At 63.6% G+C, this 18086-nt stretch carries 15 protein-coding genes; 7 read left to right on the forward strand and 8 right to left on the reverse strand.

Annotated features, from left to right (window positions below; all coding sequences use genetic code 11):
• Positions 1-353: 353 nt before the first annotated feature.
• Positions 354-2561, reverse strand: a complete 2208-nt coding sequence (katG, locus tag AC2FNZ_RS11800) for a catalase/peroxidase HPI (RefSeq protein WP_496840761.1) — start codon at positions 2559-2561, stop codon at positions 354-356.
• Positions 2562-2865: 304 nt separating this feature from the next.
• Between katG and AC2FNZ_RS11805 the strand changes: the two genes are divergently transcribed.
• On the forward strand, positions 2866-4485 hold the full coding sequence (locus AC2FNZ_RS11805) for a GMC family oxidoreductase (RefSeq protein WP_496840762.1): 1620 nt from the start codon (positions 2866-2868) through the stop codon (positions 4483-4485).
• Here AC2FNZ_RS11805 and AC2FNZ_RS11810 read toward each other — a convergent pair whose 3' ends face one another.
• Entirely contained in the window at positions 4486-5346 is an 861-nt protein-coding gene (locus tag AC2FNZ_RS11810; RefSeq protein WP_496840763.1) for an SDR family oxidoreductase, read from the reverse strand.
• A gap of 42 nt (positions 5347-5388) precedes the next feature.
• Here AC2FNZ_RS11810 and AC2FNZ_RS11815 point away from each other — a divergent pair, with 42 nt between their 5' ends.
• The gene (locus tag AC2FNZ_RS11815) at positions 5389-6069 is read left to right on the forward strand and encodes a class I SAM-dependent DNA methyltransferase (protein ID WP_496840764.1); all 681 of its coding nucleotides are present in this window, start codon (positions 5389-5391) and stop codon (positions 6067-6069) included.
• A 6-nt stretch (positions 6070-6075) separates the two neighbouring features.
• On the opposite strand, the gene AC2FNZ_RS11820 is transcribed toward AC2FNZ_RS11815, so the two are convergent.
• Genes AC2FNZ_RS11820 through AC2FNZ_RS11830 form a run of 3 tightly spaced genes read right to left on the reverse strand, consistent with a single transcriptional unit; the run spans position 6076 to position 10041 of the window.
• Complete coding sequence (locus AC2FNZ_RS11820; RefSeq protein ID WP_496840765.1) at positions 6076-6855, reverse strand: carnitinyl-CoA dehydratase; 780 nt, start codon at positions 6853-6855, stop codon at positions 6076-6078.
• Between the two features lie 2 nt (positions 6856-6857).
• Positions 6858-8876, reverse strand: a complete 2019-nt coding sequence (locus AC2FNZ_RS11825) for an acetate--CoA ligase family protein (RefSeq protein ID WP_496840766.1) — start codon at positions 8874-8876, stop codon at positions 6858-6860.
• A gap of 4 nt (positions 8877-8880) precedes the next feature.
• Entirely contained in the window at positions 8881-10041 is a 1161-nt protein-coding gene (locus AC2FNZ_RS11830) for an acyl-CoA dehydrogenase family protein (RefSeq protein WP_496840767.1), read from the reverse strand.
• A gap of 78 nt (positions 10042-10119) precedes the next feature.
• Here AC2FNZ_RS11830 and AC2FNZ_RS11835 point away from each other — a divergent pair, with 78 nt between their 5' ends.
• Complete coding sequence (locus tag AC2FNZ_RS11835; protein WP_496840768.1) at positions 10120-11067, forward strand: GlxA family transcriptional regulator; 948 nt, start codon at positions 10120-10122, stop codon at positions 11065-11067.
• Here AC2FNZ_RS11835 and AC2FNZ_RS11840 read toward each other — a convergent pair.
• Positions 11064-12053, reverse strand: coding sequence for a sterol desaturase family protein (locus AC2FNZ_RS11840; RefSeq protein ID WP_496840769.1), 990 nt, complete (start codon positions 12051-12053; stop codon positions 11064-11066). The genes AC2FNZ_RS11835 and AC2FNZ_RS11840 overlap by 4 nt on opposite strands.
• Positions 12054-12064: 11 nt before the next feature.
• Positions 12065-12820 carry a class II aldolase and adducin N-terminal domain-containing protein gene (locus AC2FNZ_RS11845; RefSeq protein WP_496840770.1) on the reverse strand — a complete coding sequence of 252 codons (756 nt, stop codon included), beginning with the start codon at positions 12818-12820 and terminating at the stop codon, positions 12065-12067.
• 119 nt (positions 12821-12939) lie between these two features.
• On the opposite strand from AC2FNZ_RS11845, the gene AC2FNZ_RS11850 reads away from it, so the two are divergent.
• Entirely contained in the window at positions 12940-13818 is an 879-nt protein-coding gene (locus AC2FNZ_RS11850) for a LysR family transcriptional regulator (RefSeq protein WP_496840771.1), read from the forward strand.
• 3 nt (positions 13819-13821) lie between these two features.
• Here AC2FNZ_RS11850 and AC2FNZ_RS11855 read toward each other — a convergent pair whose 3' ends face one another.
• Positions 13822-14247: a VOC family protein gene (locus AC2FNZ_RS11855; protein WP_496840772.1), complete on the reverse strand. Its 426-nt coding sequence runs from the start codon at positions 14245-14247 to the stop codon at positions 13822-13824.
• A 127-nt stretch (positions 14248-14374) separates the two neighbouring features.
• On the opposite strand from AC2FNZ_RS11855, the gene ade reads away from it, so the two are divergent.
• From ade to AC2FNZ_RS11870, 3 genes are all read left to right on the forward strand, one after another.
• Complete coding sequence (gene ade, locus AC2FNZ_RS11860) at positions 14375-16177, forward strand: adenine deaminase (protein ID WP_496840773.1); 1803 nt, start codon at positions 14375-14377, stop codon at positions 16175-16177.
• Positions 16174-17637 (forward strand): AMP nucleosidase, encoded by a 1464-nt coding sequence (locus AC2FNZ_RS11865; protein ID WP_496840774.1) that lies wholly within the window; start codon positions 16174-16176, stop codon positions 17635-17637. Before ade ends, AC2FNZ_RS11865 begins: the two co-directional genes overlap by 4 nt.
• A 130-nt stretch (positions 17638-17767) precedes the next feature.
• Positions 17768-18055 carry an HU family DNA-binding protein gene (locus tag AC2FNZ_RS11870; RefSeq protein ID WP_170340577.1) on the forward strand — a complete coding sequence of 96 codons (288 nt, stop codon included), beginning with the start codon at positions 17768-17770 and terminating at the stop codon, positions 18053-18055.
• Positions 18056-18086 lie beyond the last annotated feature (31 nt).

The following is an 18086-nucleotide window of genomic DNA, read 5'->3' on the forward strand; positions in this document are numbered from 1 at the left end:
GCGTCTCAACCGTCTTTCCAGTCCGTCAGGCCGTCTCTCCGACCCGTCAGCACCGCCTCAGCAGCGCCGGTGAAGGGGTATTTACGGATTAGGTCCGGGACCTGCAACCCCCATTTTGAAAAAACTTCGCAATTCTCGGCGGAATCTTTCCTGTGTTAATAAAAACAATAGGTTAGCTTAATAATTCCCACGATATTCCCTATTTATGCGGTTTGCGTCGGCCATTTTTCAGGGTCCCTCTACGCGGTGCGGATGGAATCGTGGCCGCGCGTCTTGGCAAGACCAAGACTCGGACACGACAAACGCCGCCACGGTTTCCCGTGGCGGCGCTGATCATGGGAGCTGGTCCGCCCTCAAGTCAGGTCGAAGCGGTCCGCGTTCATCACCTTGGTCCACGCCGAGACAAAGTCACCAACGAATTTGGCGTCGGCGTCTTTCTGGCCGTAAACCTCGGCCAGTGCCCGGAGTTGTGAGTTGGAACCGAATACCAGGTCCACCCGGGTTCCGGTCCACTTCACCTCACCCGAAGCCCGATCCCGGCCTTCATACACTCCATTGGCGTCTGCCGCCGGTTTCCATTCGGTGCCCATGTCCAGCAGGTTGACAAAGAAGTCATTGCTCAGAACCCCGACCCGGCCTGTCAGGACGCCATGCGCCGTACCACCGAAGTTCGCACCCAGAACGCGCATACCGCCGACCAGGACGGTCATCTCGGGTGCCGACAGGGTCAACAGTTGCGCCTTGTCCACCAGCAACTCTTCAGGAGAAACGCTGTACTCCTTGCGCTGGTAATTCCGGAACCCATCCGCGATCGGTTCAAGCGGGGCGAAGGATTCGGCATCGGTCTGGTCCTGCGTGGCATCCGTACGGCCGGGTGCAAAGGGAACATCGATGTCATGCCCGGCAGCCTTGGCGGCCTTTTCGATCGCCGCAACGCCGCCCAGCACGATTACATCCGCAAGCGAAACCTTCTTGTTGCCGGACTGCGCGGCATTGAACTCGGCTTGCACCGCCGCCATAGCATCCAGCGCCTTGGACAGTTTCTCGGGCTCGTTGACGTCCCAGTCCTTCTGGGGCGCAAGCCGGATGCGGGCACCGTTGGCACCACCGCGCTTGTCCGAGCCGCGGAAGGTCGAAGCCGAGGCCCATGCCGTCGCGACCAGTTCCGACACCGACAGGCCACAAGCCAGCAGCCGGGCTTTCAGGTCGGCCACGTCCGCGGCATCGATCAGATCATGGTCCACTGCCGGAACGTTGTCCTGCCAGATGAGCTCTTCGGCTGGCGCCTCGGGGCCGATGTAGCGCGCCTTTGGCCCCATATCGCGATGGGTCAGCTTGAACCACGCGCGAGCGAAGGCGTCGGCGAACTCATCGGGGTTGTCGTGGAACCGCTTCGAGATCGGCCCATAGATCGGATCCATGCGCATCGCCATGTCGGCGGTGGTCATCATCGTCTTGACCTTTTTCGACGGGTCATGCGCAGCTGGTGCCATGTCCTCTTCCTTGACGCCGACCGGCTCCCAGATCCAGGCTCCGGCCGGGCTTTTGGTCAGGTTCCAGTCATAACCGAACAGAAGGTCGAAATAGCCGTTGTCCCACTTGATCGGGTTCGCGGTCCAGGCGCCCTCGATTCCGCTGGTCGTAGTATCGTCACCCTTGCCTGTGCCGAACTTGTTGATCCAGCCAAAGCCCATCTCTTCGATCGGCGCGGCCTCGGGTTCGGGTCCGACCAGCGCCGGGTCCCCGGCACCATGCGCCTTGCCGAATGTGTGGCCACCGGCAACCAATGCGACGGTCTCTTCATCGTTCATTGCCATCCGGGCAAAGGTGTCGCGGATGTCGCGGCCCGAGGCCAGCACGTCTGGCTCTCCGTCCGGGCCTTCGGGGTTCACATAGATCAGGCCCATCTGCACGGCGGCCAGCGGATCTTCCAGATCGCGCTCGCCCGAGTAGCGGCTGTGCGGGTTTTCGGTCGGGGCCAGCCATTCGGTCTCAGCTCCCCAATAGATGTCTTCCTCGGGCGCCCAGATGTCTTCCCGGCCGCCGGCAAAGCCGAAGGTCTTGCCGCCCATCGATTCGATGGCGCAGTTGCCGGCCAGGATTATCAGGTCGGCCCACGAAATCTGGTTGCCGTATTTCTGCTTGATCGGCCACAGCAGACGACGGGCCTTGTCGAGGTTGCCGTTGTCCGGCCAGCTGTTGAGCGGCGCGAACCGCTGGTTCCCGGTCGAGGCGCCGCCCCGCCCGTCAGCCGTCCGGTAGGTGCCGGCGCTGTGCCAGGCCATGCGGATGAACAGACCGCCATAATGGCCGTAATCCGCCGGCCACCAGTCCTGCGAATCCGTCATCAGGTCATACAAGTCCTGTTTCAACGCGTCATAGTCGATCTTCTTGAACGCGTCGGCGTAGTTGAACTCGGCCCCCAGCGGATTGCCGGCCGGTTGGTTCTGGTGCAGTATCGCCAGGTTCAGCTGGTTGGGCCACCAGTCCCGGTTCGATCGGGTTCCGGCGCCGTGCATGATGGGGCATTTGCCCGTGTTGGGGTTGTCGCTTCCGTCCATCTCAATCTCCGATCCTGGCTGGTGTCAGTCTGTTTGCGAGGCAACCGTGCGTATGGCACGTCAAAAAGGGGCGGACCGCAGCCCGCTGGAATACCCAGAGTCATAGCAAATCCCAGTCATGAGAAAAAATTTTGTTTTCGGATTGATTTGATAGATATTGGTTATGGCTCAACCGGGTTCTTTCCAACCGATCCCTATCCACATGACGCCGCGTTCCCCAACGCCCAGATTGCCTTTTGCGGCCGGTGCTTCAAACTGCGGGCCGTGACGCGCGACACCGCGCGGGCCACAGGGGAGGATCGCCATGCAATTCGACTACGTCATCGTCGGCGGAGGGTCCGCGGGCTGTGTGCTGGCCAACCGTCTGAGCGCCAATCCGGGCACGCGGGTCTGCCTGCTTGAGGCGGGCGGAGGCGGGAACAGCATTCTGGTGCGGATGCCTGCCGCTGTGGTCGCCATGCTGCCGGGGCGACCCAAGATCAACAACTGGGCCTTCGAGACGGTGCCGCAACCGGGGTTGAACGGCCGCAACGGCTATCAGCCGCGCGGCCGGGCCCTGGGCGGGTCCAGCGCGATCAACGCAATGCTCTATGTGCGCGGGCAGCGGCAGGATTATGACGGCTGGGCCGATCTGGGCTGCGAGGGCTGGGACTGGGACAGCGTTCTGCCCTATTTTAAACGGTCCGAGAACAACGAACGCGGCGCGGATAACCTGCATGGTGCCGACGGCCCGCTTCAGGTGTCCGATCAGAAAGAAGAACGCCCGATCACGCGCGCCTTCGTCGAGGCCGCCGCCCAGTTGCAACACAAGGTGACCGACGATTTCAATCGCGGCGACAACGAAGGCGCGGGGCTGTACCAGGTCACCCAGTTCCATGACCCCGCCAAAAACGGCGAGCGGTGCTCGGCCGCCGCGGCCTATCTGTTTCCAGTCATGGACCGGCCCAACCTGACGGTCATCACCGGGGCGCAGGCGCGCGAGATCACCTTTGACGGCCACCGCGCCACGGGCGTGATCTATCGCCAGGGCGGCAAGGGCGCCGACCTCACCGTCACCGCCGCGCGCGAGGTTCTGGTTTGCTCGGGCGCACTGAAATCGCCGCAACTGCTGCAGCTGTCGGGCATCGGCGACCCCGAGGACCTGAGCCCACATGGAATCGCCGTCCGCCACACGCTGCCGGGCGTGGGCAAGAACCTGCAGGATCACCTGGATTTCATACTGGCCTACAAGACAAAGGACACCGACAATTTCGGCATCGGCGCCGCCGGTACGGTGGGGCTGATCAAACACCTTATGCGGTGGCGCAAGACCGGAGTGTCGATGGCTGCCACCCCCTTTGCGGAAGGCGCAGCCTTTCTGAAGACCTCTCCCGATCTGGACCGCCCCGACATCCAGCTGCATTTCACCATCGCGCTGGTGGACGACCACGCGCGCAAGCTGCATCTGGGTTATGGGTTCAGCTGCCATATCTGCAAACTGCGCCCCGAAAGCCGCGGCACCGTTTCGCTGCACAGCGCCGACCCCTTTGCCGCCCCGGCGATCGACCCGGCCTATCTGTCCGACCCGCGCGATCTGGACACGATGATCAAGGGCGCGCGGATGACGCGCGAAATCCTCGAGGCTCCGGCCCTCGCCAAATACCGCCACAAGGAGATGTTCGGCACCGACACCGCCCGGACCGACACGGATTGGGAAGGCCACATCCGCGCGCGGGCCGATACGATCTATCACCCCGTGGGCAGCTGCAAGATGGGGGTGGATGACATGGCGGTGGTCGATCCGCAGCTGCGAGTGCGCGGGCTGCAGGGCTTGCGGGTGGTCGATGCTTCGGTCATGCCGACGCTGGTCTCGGGCAACACCAACGCGCCCACGATCATGATCGCGGAAAAGGCCGCCGACATGATCCTGGCGGATGTGGTCTGATCAACTGCCCTTCAACGCCTGATCCGCGTGCAGCGCCTCAAGGCCCACGCGGTAGTTGGGGTACTTCAACGTCACGCCCAGATCGGTCTTGATCCGGTCGTTCCGAACGCGCTTGTTCTCGTTGTAGAAACTGCGGGCCATCGGCGTTAGGTCGGCCGTGTCGAAATCCACCGCAGGCGGCAGCGGCAGGCCCTGAAGCTGCGCGGCATAGCCGATCACATCCTGCGGCGGTACCGGTTCGTCATCGCAGACATTGTAGATCGCGCCCGGATCGGGACGGCGCATCGACGCCTCGAGCACCTGAGCGATGTCTTCGACATGAATGCGCGAAAACACCTGCCCCGGCTTGATGATCCGCCGCAGCCCGCCTTTCTTCAGCTTGGAAAACGGCCCCCGCCCCGGCCCGTAGATGCCCGCAAGGCGAAAGATGTGCAGCGGCAGGCCGGGGATCGCGGCCCAGTCCTGCTCGGCCTGCAACCGCCAGCGCCCGCGCTCGGCCGTCGGAGTCGCCGGCGTGGTTTCATCGACCCAGCCCCCCTGATGGTCGCCATAGACGGCGGTGGTCGACAGGTACCCGACCCAGTCGAACTGCCCGGCGCGGGCGGCGATCTCATCCCGCAGGGCGGCCAAAACCGGATCTCCCTTGGCCGTGGGCGCGGTCGAAATCAGCAGATGCGTGACCCCGTCCAGATCGGGGGCTTCGCCCGGCCAGACCAACGGTTCGGCCCCGGCGGCACGGATGGCGTCCTTCTCGGCGGCATCGCGGGTGGTTCCGACGATGCGCCAACCCTTGGGGGCCAGCCGGCGCGACAGGGCGCGGGCGGAATAGCCGTGCCCGAATGAAAAAAGCGTTCCAGTCATGGCCCCTTGATGATCGCGCCGCGGGCGGGATGCAAGCGCCGGATGGCCGCACTTGATTCGAATCCCCGCCTGCGCCTTCATGGTGTCATGAGTGATGACAAACCCAGCCTGCACGCGGCCTATGCGCTGAAAACTCCGGCAGACAACAAACGGCTCTATGCCGAATGGGCCGGAGATTACGATCGCGGATTCGCTGCGCGCGAGGATTACCAGCTGCATATCCACACCGCCCGCGCATTTGTCGGCGCCGGGGGCCAGGGTCCGGTGCTGGATGTGGGCGCGGGCACCGGCCTGTGCGGCGCGGTTCTGGCCGATCTGGGCGTGGGGCCGATCGATGCCACCGACATCAGTGCCGAAATGCTGGACAAGGCCATGCGCAAGGACATCTACCGCGACGCGATCGAGGCCGACCTGAACGAGGGCATCCCCGTTCCGCGCGACAGCTATTCGGGCATCGTGTCGTCGGGCACTTTCACCCACGGCCATCTTGGCCCCGAGGTTCTGCCCGCCCTGCTGCGGGCGGCCCGGCCCGGGGCGCAATTCGCCCTGTCGATCAACGCCAAACACTTCGAGGCGCTGGGATTTGCAACCGCCTTCGACAAGCTGCAGGCCGAGGGCCGGATCGAACATCTGACCCTAGCCCCGGTTCGTATCTACGGCGATCTGGCGGCCGGCCCCAACAAGGACGACACCGCGCTGATCGCCCTGTTCGAGAAATCCTGATCCGGCTCAGCGGCCCTTCCAGACCGGGTCACGCTTTTCGGCAAAGGCGCGGGCGCCTTCCAGATTGTCCTCGGAGCCATAGAGAACATCAACCGTCCGCAGCTGTCGTTTGGTGATGCGGTTCATGATGTCCTGAAACTTGGAATCCTCGGCCTCGCGCACGATCTCCTTGATCGCGGCGTAGACCAGCGGCGGGCCGCTCGCCAGCAGGCGCGCCAGCTCCCACGCGCGGTCCATCAGCTGATTGGCCGGGACGATCTCGTTCACCAAGCCCCAGCGATGCGCTTCTTCGGCGTCGAACCAGCGACCGGTCAGCAGAAGTTCCATCGCGATGTGATAGGGAATGCGCTTGGGCAACTTGACGCTGGCCGCGTCCGCCACCGTGCCCGAACGGATTTCCGGCAGGGCAAAGGTGGCGTGATCGGCGGCCAGGATCATGTCGGCGCTCAAAGCCAGCTCCAGCCCGCCGCCGCAGGCGATGCCGTTCACGGCCGCAATCACCGGCTTGTTCATATCCCGCAGCTCCTGCAGACCACCGAAACCGCCGACGCCGTAGTCTCCATCCACCGCATCGCCCTCGGCCGCGGCCTTCAGGTCCCAGCCGGGGCAGAAGAATTTTTCGCCGCCCCCCGTCAGGATCGCCACGCGCAGGTCGGGATCATCGCGGAAGTCGCGGAAGACCTCGCCCATGACGCGGCTGGTGGCCAGATCGATGGCATTCGCCTTGGGCCGGTCCAACGTGACCTGAAGGATTGCACCATCGCGGTGGGTTTTGATCGGGTTCATGGTCATGCCTTTCGGATCAGGGCATCAACGGCGACCACACCGTCGGCCGCGCAGATGAGAGGGTTGATTTCAACTTCGTCCACGACCGCCGCGTTGGCAATGACGTAGTTCTGCACCGCCATGACCACCCGCACGACAGCATCAATATCCACGCCGGGCTTGCCCCGATATCCGCTCAACACGGGCGCACAGGCCAGCTTGCCCAGCGCGCCACGGACTGCAAACGGCGTGGACGGGATCAGGATCGAGGTGGAGTCGCGCAGGATCTCGGTCAGAACCCCACCCGCCCCAAGGGTCAGGACGTAACCATGCGCCGGGTCGCGTGTGACGCCGATCAACAGCTCGACCACCCCGGCCGGGGCCATTTCCTCGATCAGGATCTCATCGGTGCCGATTGATCTCGCGATCTCGGCCAGCTCTTGTGCATAAACGCCCAGTCGCACCGCGCCATGTTCGGATTTGTGCGCCAAGCCAACGCCTTTCACCGCAAAGGGTCCGCTCAGACCGTCCACCGCCTTTTCAGCCCGATCCGCCTGCGCGACGACCGAGCAGGGAACCGGCACGTCGTGGGCGGCCAGTTCGGCCTTGGCCTGAGCCTCGGTAAGTATGGTTGTGGCCTCAACGGGGGCGGGCAGCAGAACCGGCTCCTGCGGCTCGGGACGCGGGCGGGCCGCAGCGCGTGTCGCCGCCAGCGCCTCGCGCAGCCCGGCAAAGGGCACGACACCGCCCGCCATCAACCGCTCGGCCACGTCCTCGGGCATCAGTTCCGGCAAGGTCGCGGCCACGGCAAAGGGACGGCCGGTTTCGCGGGCGCAAGTCAACGCCGCGCGGGTGGCGCAGTCCCAATCGGTGGCATCGGTGTGAGGGTAGTCAACGATCGAGATCGTCATCGCTACATGCGGCCCCGTCATCGCCGACCAAGCCCGCGCCATCGCGTCAGCGTCGCGCCAGATATATGTGTGGTAATCCAGCGGATTGGCCAGCGCCACCATCGGCCCCAGCGCCGCGCGCAGGCCCGAAACCTGATCCGCGGTCAGCGGCGGAAAGTGCAGGCCGGTTCCTTCGGCCATGTCGGCGGCCAGGCTGGCCTCGCCACCGGAACAGCTGATCGTTGCCACTCCGGTCCCGTCCAACGGCCCGGTGACATGCAACAGTTTCAGTGTTTCCAGAAACTCGGGCACGTCGTTCAGCCGCGCGATTCCCAGCCGGTCCAGAAACGCCTGCGCCCCGGCATCGCCCCCCGCCAGCGAGGCGGTGTGCGAAATGGTCGCCGCCTGCGCCTGTTCCGACCGGCCGACCTTGAGCGCCACGACTGGAATGCCGCGTTCTCGCGCCTTTGTCGCCAGCGCCTCCCATTTGCGCAGATCGCCGAAGCCTTCGACATGCACGCCAATCGCAGTGATCCGGTCATCATCCAACAGCGCCATGGCGATCTCGGCCTGATGGGTTTGCGCCTGATTCCCGCAGGTCAGCATGAAGGCCAGCGGCAGCGCCCGGCGCTGCATGGTCATGTTGATGGCGATGTTCGAGCTTTGCGTCAGGATCGCAACGCCCTTTTCCACCGGGCGCATCCCGTGCTGGTCGGGCCAGATCGCCACCCGGTCCAGACCGTTAACGAAGCCGTAACAGTTGGGGCCGAGGATCGGCATGTCCCCCGCCCCAGCGACCATTTGCGCCTGCAGATTGGCCCCATCGACGTCCTCGGCCCGCGCCTCGGTAAAGCCCGAGGCGAAACATACCGCCCCGCCCGCGCCAATGCGGGCCAGAACCTCGACCGCCTCGATGGTGGCGCGGCGGTTGATGCCGACAAAGGCTGCGTCGGGCGCTTGGGGCAGGTCTTCGATCGTGGCAAAGACGCGCTCGCCTGCCACCTCATCGGCCTTGGGATGCACCGGCCAGACAGGGCCGGAGAATCCCAGTTTTCGCACCTGGTGGATGACCTCGGCGCACCATGCCCCCCCGCCGATCACGGCGACCGAGGTCGGGTTCAACAACCGGTGCAACCGCGACGCGGCGCTCATGCGGTCACGCCCCCAACGCGCGCAGCAGGTCGCGGCTGATGATGTGGCGCTGAATTTCGCTGGTGCCGTCCCAGATCCTCTCCACCCGGGCATCGCGCCAGAACCGTTCCAGCGGATAGTCATCCATCAGACCCATCCCGCCATGCACCTGGATCGCCGCATCGGTCACCCGCGCCAGCATCTCCGAGGCATAGAGCTTGGCCGAGGCGATCTCGCGGTTGGCGGGCAGGCACTTGTCCAGCCGGTCGGCGGCGGCTAGCGTCAGCAGGTCGGCGGCGTCGATCTCGGTGATCATGTCGGCGATCTGAAAGCTGACGCCCTGGAACTTGCCGATCTTCTGGCCGAACTGTTCGCGCGTGGCGGCATAGTCCAGCGCATAGTCGAAAGCCCGCCGCGCGCGGCCCACGCACATGGCCGCCACAGTGATGCGGGTGGCATAGAGCCATGTGTTCATCACCTCGAACCCGCCATCGACCTCGCCCAGCACCTGCGCATCGGGCAGGCGGCAGTCGTCGAATTCCAGCACCATGTTCTTGTAGCCGCGATGACTGACCGACTTGTAGCCGTCGCGGATGGTGAAGCCCGGCGTGCCGCGATCGACCAGAAAGGCGGTGATGCGCTTTTTGGGGCCTTTCGGCGTCTGATCCTCGCCCGTGGCGATGAAGACGATGACGAAATCGGCATGTTCCGCGCCCGAGATGAAATGCTTGGTACCGTTCACCACCCAGTCGCCGCCATCACGTACGGCCGAACATTTCATGCCCCGCACATCCGAGCCCGCGCCCGGTTCGGTCATCGCCAGCGCATCCATCTTCTCGCCGCGCACGGCGGGCATCAGATAGCGTTCGATCTGATCGCCCTGACAGGCCATCAGGATGTTCTGCGGCCGCCCGAAGAAATGGTTCAGCGCCATCGAGCCGCGGCCCAGTTCCCGTTCGACCAGCGCGAATTCCAGATGGTTCAGCCCCGCGCAGCCGACGCTTTCAGGGAAGTTGCAGGCATAGAATCCCAGCTCGATCGTCTTGCGCTTGATCTCGTCGGCGATCTCTTTCGGCACCTCGCCGGTGCGTTCGACCAGCTCTTCGTGGGGATAGATCTCTTTTTCCACAAAGCTGCGGACGGTCGAGACGATCATCTCCTGCTCGTCGGTCAGGCCATATTGCATCGCGGGTCTCCGGTTTCTGGGCGTGCGATAATCCTGACGCAGCTTGAGGTATCAATAGTGCAGAACTAGACTTCAATCATGCAGAAATGGACCAAATCACCCGCCGCACTGCAGCGATTCGGGGTACTTCTGTTCGACGGGTTCTCGAACCATTGCCTGGCCAACACGGTCGAGCCGCTGCGCGCGGCCAACACGTTGTCGGGGCAGCGACTGTATGACTGGCAATTCCTGTCACTGGATCCGAGGCCGGTCACGTCATCCTCAGGGTTGCAGGTGGCACCCCATGCGGCACTTACGGATGCGGATGGGGATATGCTGCTGGTGATGCCCTCCTACGGGTTTCAGGCACATGGTGGTTGGCGCACCCAGGCGGGGTTGCGTGCGGCGACGCGGCGCTTTCGCACCTTTGTTGGGCTGGACACCGGCAGTTGGCTGTTGGCCCAGGCCGGATTGCTGAACGGCCACCGCGCCACGATCCATTGGGAGGAGTTGACTGCGTTCACCGAGCGATTCCCCGAAGTCGAGACCTGCCGCGAGCGCTATGTCATCGACGGTGACCGCATCACTTGCTCGGGCGCCATGGCTGCCTTTGATCTGGTGATGCACCTGATCGGCCAGGATCACGGTCAGGCGCTGGCACTGGAAGTCGCGCAGCTTTTCATGACGCGCGACTCCGCCCGGTCACATTCCGGCGGCGCAGGCTCGGCCAGCTCGCATGTCAACAAGGCGCTGGCGCTGATGCAGGAAAATCTCGAGACCCCTCTGACGATCCCCGAGATCGCCCGGCGCGTGGGACGGTCGCAAAAAGCGCTGGAATCCCGGATGCGGACGGACCTGGGGGCCGGGCCGGCCAAGGTCTATCGTCGGATGCGTCTGAACCTTGCGCGCAAGCTGGCCGCGGAAACCGACCTGAGTATCGCCGAAATCGCTCTGCGCGCGGGCTATGAGGACCCCAGCGCGCTGACCCGTGCCTTTCGGGCCGAGTTCGGTCTCAGTCCGCGTGCCCTGCGCAGCCGGGCCCGCTAGGTATACATTTGTTTCTTGTAGGCCCGCGTCCGCGTCGTCGCCTCGGCCGATCCGTCATGGTAGGTGCCGAACCACTTGTCGAAGGGGATCTCGGACGTGCCGTAGTTGCACTCGAAATACCGGTGGTGCAGCTGGTGAAAGAAATCGCCGGCCCGTGCGGCGTCCGTATCCCCCGCTTTCAGCTTCTCGAACCCCGAATGGGACAGGACCGGGCTGATCTGCTGGAAATAGACATGGAACAGCAGGTGCAGCGGGTTTGAGGGCACGATCAGGTGGATGAAATAGGTCGTGAAGTACAGCAGGTTCTCGTACCAGTGGTTCGAGATGCCCGACCACGGCCCAACATTGACGTTGCGGTGATGTACCGCGTGCACATGCTTGTACAGTTTCGGATGATGCTCCAGCCGATGCACCCAATAGAAATGCAGACCCGACCACATCGGGATGAACAGCATCCAGACCACGCACCAGACCGGCGCGCTGGCCCAAGTGACCGTTGGCGCATACCCGTTGGCCATCGCCCAGTAGATCACCCATTGATAGACCGTCGCCACCGTCATGGCGCTGCCCAGGGTCCACCAGATGTTGTCCCAAACCTGATTGCGGAAGGTGAAGGTTCCGTTGTCGCGGGTCAGGTCGCGGCGATCGAACTTTTTGTACATACCCTGCCCCTTGCGCATGTAGAGCCACCAATGCAGCCCACCTGCAACAAGGATCTGAGGCACCATGTTCAGCAGCCAGATGCGGAACATCCAGCCCAGTGCAAAGCTCTGCATCGCTTCGAGCGGCGGCAGGAACAGCACATAAGCCGTCAGCGCCAACCCCATGCACAGGGTCAGCGCTGTGATCTGCAACCACGCACCGCTGTACCATTTCACAACCGCCATTGGTCTGGGCGGCCAGCTGAACAAAGGGTTCAACGCCACAGGGTCAGACGGCCGGTAGTGCCAGCGGGCGGCTTCGGGATCATGCGAGGCATCGGTCATGGCAAAACCCTCTAGGTGGCGTAGTCCGAGCCTTCGGCATCCAAAACGGCCTTGATCTCGCGCAGATGGGCAGCGGCCTGATCGGGATAGTCATCCAGCTCCTGCGCGGTCTTTTCGGCGATCTCGTCTGACAGCACCCGCAATGGCTGGCCCGTCTGAAGAGCGCGGATATAGGTCTCGGCGGCGCGCTCGAAATAATAGAGTCTATTGAAGGCATCTGCCGCATCGCTGCCGATCACCAGCACACCGTGGTTGCCCATGATCATGACTTTCTTGGCCGGGTCCTGCAGCATTGTCGCGCAACGCTCGCCCTCGCTTTCAAAGGCCAAACCGCCGAATTCGTCATCAATGACATATCGGTTGTAAAAGGTCGCAGTGTTCTGGTCGATCGGCGGCAAGTTACTGTCGGCCAAGGAGGCCAGAACGGTGGCAAAGATCGAATGCACATGCATCACGCAACGCGCGTGCGGGCATTTCCGGTGAATCGAACCATGCAGACCCCATGCGGTGGGGTCCGGTGCGCCGGGCTTGTTCATCGTGTCGGGATCGTTGGCGTCCAGCAGCAGCAGGTCCGAGGCGCGGATGCGCGCGAAATGCATCTGGTTCGGATTCATCAGGAACTGCGTGCCATCCTCGTTCACGGCAAGGCTGAAGTGGTTGGCCACCCCTTCATGCATGTTCAACCGCTCGGTCCAACGGAAGGCGGCGGCCATGTCCACGCGCTCCTGCCAATGGTCGATATTCGGTTTCTGACTGGTGACGGTCATCCGGGGGCTCCATTCGGCTTGGGCAGGTGGCTGGTGAAAACCGTGCCGGGCCGCGGCGCAATTGACCAACGAAAAAATTGGCGGTTTGGCATAAGCCCAGCTTATGGCAGGGTTATGCGATGAGAAACCCGCTTCCCCCCCTCGGTTGGCTGCGCACGTTCGAGGCCGCGGCCCGCCACCTGTCGTTCACCGGCGCAGCGCGTGATCTGAACATGACGCAAAGCGCCGTCAGCCAGCAGATCAAATCGCTCGAAGGCTATCTGGGCCAACCTCTGTTTCACCGGCGCCCCCGCGCATTGGAGCTGACCGAGGCCGGAATCACCTATCTGCCCGTCGTACGCGAGGCGTTCCGGACGCTGGTGCGTGGCACCCAGGCCGTGACCGGGCAGCAGGAAAATACCGTTCAGGTGCAGTGCAACATCACCTTCTCGGTGAACTGGCTGGCCCCCCGCCTGCCCGCCTTCCGCGTACTGCACCCCGATGTCCGCCTGAACATCTTCACCGAGTTGTGGGAGCCGCGCGAGATGGCCGAAGGCGCGGCGGTGGAAATCCGTTATTCCCTGCGCCCGGCCGACACGGTCCGAACCGAGCTTTTGCGCAGCGATCACTATTACCCGGTCTGCGCCCCCGGTTTCCCGGTCACGCTGGAGACCCTTCAGCGGCAACCGCTCTACGATTGCTCAAACCTGCTGTCGAACTGGGCCAGTTGGGCCGAAGATCAGGGTCTAAACTGGGAGAATCCGCCGATTACCTATGCCACGACCTATATGGTCGGCCTGTCCGTCGCGATGGCCGGAGGCGGGCTGTGTCTGGCCCATGACACAATCGCCAGACGCCTTCTGGACGATGGCCGCCTGATCGCGCCGTTCGAGCATCGCGCACCGATGCCCGAGGCCTATTACCTGCTGCTGTCGCCCCAGGCCGAGGAGACCCCGGGTGCCGTGGCCATTGCCGAGTGGATCAGGGCGGAAATCGCGGCCGAGCAACACCGCGCCTGACTTTCAACCGTCCATGGGGCGGCTGGCGACCCAGGCATAGCCGTTCTCGCACAGGATATAGGTCTCGCGCAGACCATGGGGCTTGTCGGTCGGCTCCTGCAGGACGACTGCACCAGCGGACCTGGCGCGCTCCGCCGCCTCGTCCGGGTCGGTGTCGTACAGGTGGATCTCGATCCCGCCACCGCGTGGGGGCGTTTCGGGAACCAGCCCCAGCAGCGGGTTGGAATGATAGGTGCCGTCCGAATGCAACTGAAACACCTGATCGCCATAGGTGACGATGGCAAAATCCGCCGTCACCTGATGGGATTTCAGGCCAAAAACAGTCTCTAAAAACGCGCATTCCGCTGGAACGTCGCGCACCAGCAGGTTCAGCCCGATCCCGCGCAGGCTGCGGCCGAAACTGTCCGCATCTATGGTTTCATAATCCATGTCTCTACCAGACCCCGCATCGCGGCGCGGATCAAGCATTTGCTGCCCCGCAATCGGTCGGATGACGGTTTCATGAAGGTGGCACAGCAGGGGTTGCACCTTCCGGTGCATTCAGGAAAGTTGTGCCATGGAATACGCACCCTTCCCCTCTTGGCCCGACGTCGCCCCCCGCCTGATCGCCGTTGCCGCCGGCCGCGAAGCCGCCGACATGGTCATTCGCGGCGGGATCTGGATCAACGTGCACAGCCGCGAGGCGCTGCCCGATCACTCCATCGCCATCGCCGCCGGACGCGTGGCTTATGTCGGCCCCGATGCCACCCATTGCATCGGCCCCGACACCCAAATCATCGAGGCCGATGGCCGCTACATGATCCCCGGCCTGTGCGACGCGCATATGCACATCGAATCCGGCATGCTGACCCCGGCCGAGTTCGCCCGCGCGGTGATCCCGCATGGCACCACGTCGATGTTCACCGATCCGCATGAGATCGCCAACGTGCTGGGGCTGGACGGCGTGCGGATGATGCATGACGAGGCGCTGATGCAGCCGGTCAACATCTTCGCCCAGATGCCGTCCTGCGCGCCCTCCGCGCCGGGGCTGGAAACCACGGGCTACGAGATCACCGCCGAAGACGTGGCCGAGGCGATGACCTGGCCCGGCATCATCGGGCTGGGCGAGATGATGAACTTTCCCGGTGTGATCCATGCCGACCCCAAGATGCTGGCCGAAATCGCCGCCACCCAGCGCGCGGGCAAGACCGTGGGCGGGCACTATGCATCCCCTGATTTAGGGCCTGATTTTGCCGCCTATGTCGCCGGCGGCCCGGCGGATGACCACGAAGGCACCTGCGAGGCCGACGCCATTGCCCGCGTGCGGCAGGGGATGCGGTCGATGATGCGGCTGGGCTCGGCTTGGTACGACGTTGAAAGCCAGATCACCGCCGTCACCGAAAAGGGGCTGGACCCGCGCAATTTCATCCTGTGCACCGATGACTGCCACTCGGGCACGCTGGTGAACGAGGGTCACATGAACCGCGTCGTGCGCCATGCCATCGCCTGTGGCTGCGACCCGCTGATCGCCCTGCAGATGGCCACGATCAACACCGCCACCCATTTCGGGCTTGAGCGCGAGATCGGCTCGATCACGCCGGGCCGCCGGGCGGACGTGATCCTCAGTTCGGACCTGACCGAACTGCCGATCGAGATGGTCATCGCGCGCGGACAGGTGGTGGCCGAGAACGGCGCGATCAAGGTGGATTGCCCGCATTACGACTGGCCCGACCGGGCGCGCAACACGGTGCATCTGGGCCATGCCCTGACCGCCGCCGATTTCGAGATCCCCGCGCCCAACGGCGCCAACCGCGTGCGCGCCAACGTGATCGGCGTGGTCGAGAACCAGGCCCCCACCCAGGCGCTGAAGGCCGAGCTGCCGATCATCGGCGGGCTGGTCGAGGGCGAAGGCGATGTCTGCCAGATCGCGCTGGTCGAGCGGCACCGGGCCACGGGCGGCGTCACCAACGCTTTTGTCGCGGGCTTCGGCTATCAGGGCCGGATGGCCATGGCTTCGACTGTGGCACATGACAGCCACCACATGATCGTGGTCGGTACCGACCGCGATCAGATGGCGCTGGCCGCCAATCGTCTGGCCGAAGTAGGCGGCGGCATAACCATCTTCCGTGATGGCGAAGAGCTGGCGCTGGTCGAACTACCCATCGCCGGCCTGATGTCCGACAGCCCGGCCTCCGACGTCGCGGCCAAGGCGCAGAAGATGGTCGAGGCGATGCAGGCCTGCGGCTGTCAGTTGAACAACGCCTACATGCAGCACTCGCTGCTGGCCCTTGTCGTCATCCCCGAACTGCGGATATCCGATCTGGGACTGGTGGATGTCCGCACATTCGAAAAAATTGACCTTCTGGAACCCCTCGCATGACAAAAATAACAACGCCCGACCCACGGGACCCCGAGATTTTCACCGATGCCGCCGCGGCCGTTGCCCGGCTGGAAGAGCTGTACAATGAGGCCACCGCCTTTCTGTGCGACAGCTTTGCCGAGGCCATGGAAAGCGGCACGCCCAAGGTCCGTTACAGAGCCTATTACCCGGAAATTCGTATCCGTACGGCGTCTTACGCGCATGTGGACAGCCGCCTGAGCTTTGGTCACGTGTCCGAGCCGGGGGTACATGCCACTACCGTGACCCGGCCGGATCTGTTCCGGTCCTACCTCACGCAGCAGATCGCGCTGCTGATCAAGAACCACAACCAGCCGGTGACCATCGGCCCCTCGACCACGCCGATGCCGGTGCATTTCGCCGTGGCCGGCAACCCCGATCTGGTGGTCCCTCATCAGGGTGCTGCCGGGTTCACCCTGCGCGACGTGTTCGACGTGCCCGATCTGACCACAACCAATGACGACATTGTCAACGGTGTGCACGAACCGCAGGATGGCGTCGGCCCACTGGCCTTGTTCACCGCCCAGCGCATCGACTATTCTCTGGCCCGGCTGGCCCACTATACCGCCACCGACCCGGACCATTTTCAGAACCACGTTCTGTTCACCAACTACCAGTTCTACGTCTCGGAATTCGAGAACTATGCCCGCGCGCAACTGGCCGACTCCGACAGCGGCTATACCAGTTTCGTCTCGACCGGGAATGTCGAAATCACCGACCCCGACGCGCCGCTGCAACAACCGCTGAAACTGCCACAGATGCCGACCTATCACCTGAAACGCTCAGACGGGTCGGGGATCACGCTGGTCAATATCGGCGTCGGGCCATCCAACGCCAAAACCGCCACCGATCACATCGCGGTGCTGCGCCCACATGCCTGGCTGATGGTCGGCCACTGCGCGGGGCTGCGCAACACGCAGGCTCTGGGGGACTTCGTGCTGGCCCATGCCTATCTGCGCGAAGACAAGGTGCTGGACGACGATCTGCCCGTCTGGGTGCCGATCCCGCCGCTGGCCGAAGTTCAGGTTGCGCTGGAACGCGCCGTCGCCGAAGTGACCGAGCTGGAAGGCTATGAGCTGAAACGGATTATGCGCACCGGCACGGTGGCCTCGGTCGACAACCGCAACTGGGAACTGCGCGACCAATCCGGCCCGGTGCAGCGCCTCAGCCAGTCGCGCGCCATCGCGCTGGATATGGAAAGCGCCACGATCGCCGCCAACGGCTATCGGTTCCGCGTACCCTACGGCACCTTGCTGTGCGTATCCGACAAACCGCTGCATGGCGAATTGAAGTTGCCGGGCATGGCGTCCGAGTTCTATACGACCCAGGTCAGCCGCCATCTGGCGATCGGAATCCGGGCGATGGAACACCTGCGAGGGATGCCGCTGGAACGTTTGCACAGCCGGAAATTGCGCTCGTTCGACGAAACGGCCTTCCTCTGACGCAAAAAAGCAACGAAATCCCCATATTTTTTGGGGTTTCAGTGCTACTATTCGTTGTGTTCGCCCACAATATCCCGTTACAGTTACGCGGTGAGGCCCAATAGATCGGGCACGTTAAGGAGACCAAGAAATGGCAAAGCCTATGACGAAGACTCAGCTGGTTGCTGCTCTCGCTGAGGAAATGGGAACCGACAAGAAATCCGCGAACGCGGCGCTGGAGGCGATCACTGGCCTGATCACCCGCGAAGTTTCGGCCGGTGGCGCTGTGACCCTGCCGGGCGTCGGCAAGATCTACTGCCGCGAGCGCCCCGAGCGTCAGGTGCGCAACCCGGCCACTGGTGAGACCTTCACCAAAGAAGCCGACAAGGTTGTGAAGATGACCATCGCCAAGGCCCTGAAGGACAGCGTCAACAGCTGATCCGCGCCTTAGTGAAAACGATCAAGGGCCG

Source organism: Ruegeria sp. SAZA006 (genome assembly GCF_059613465.1).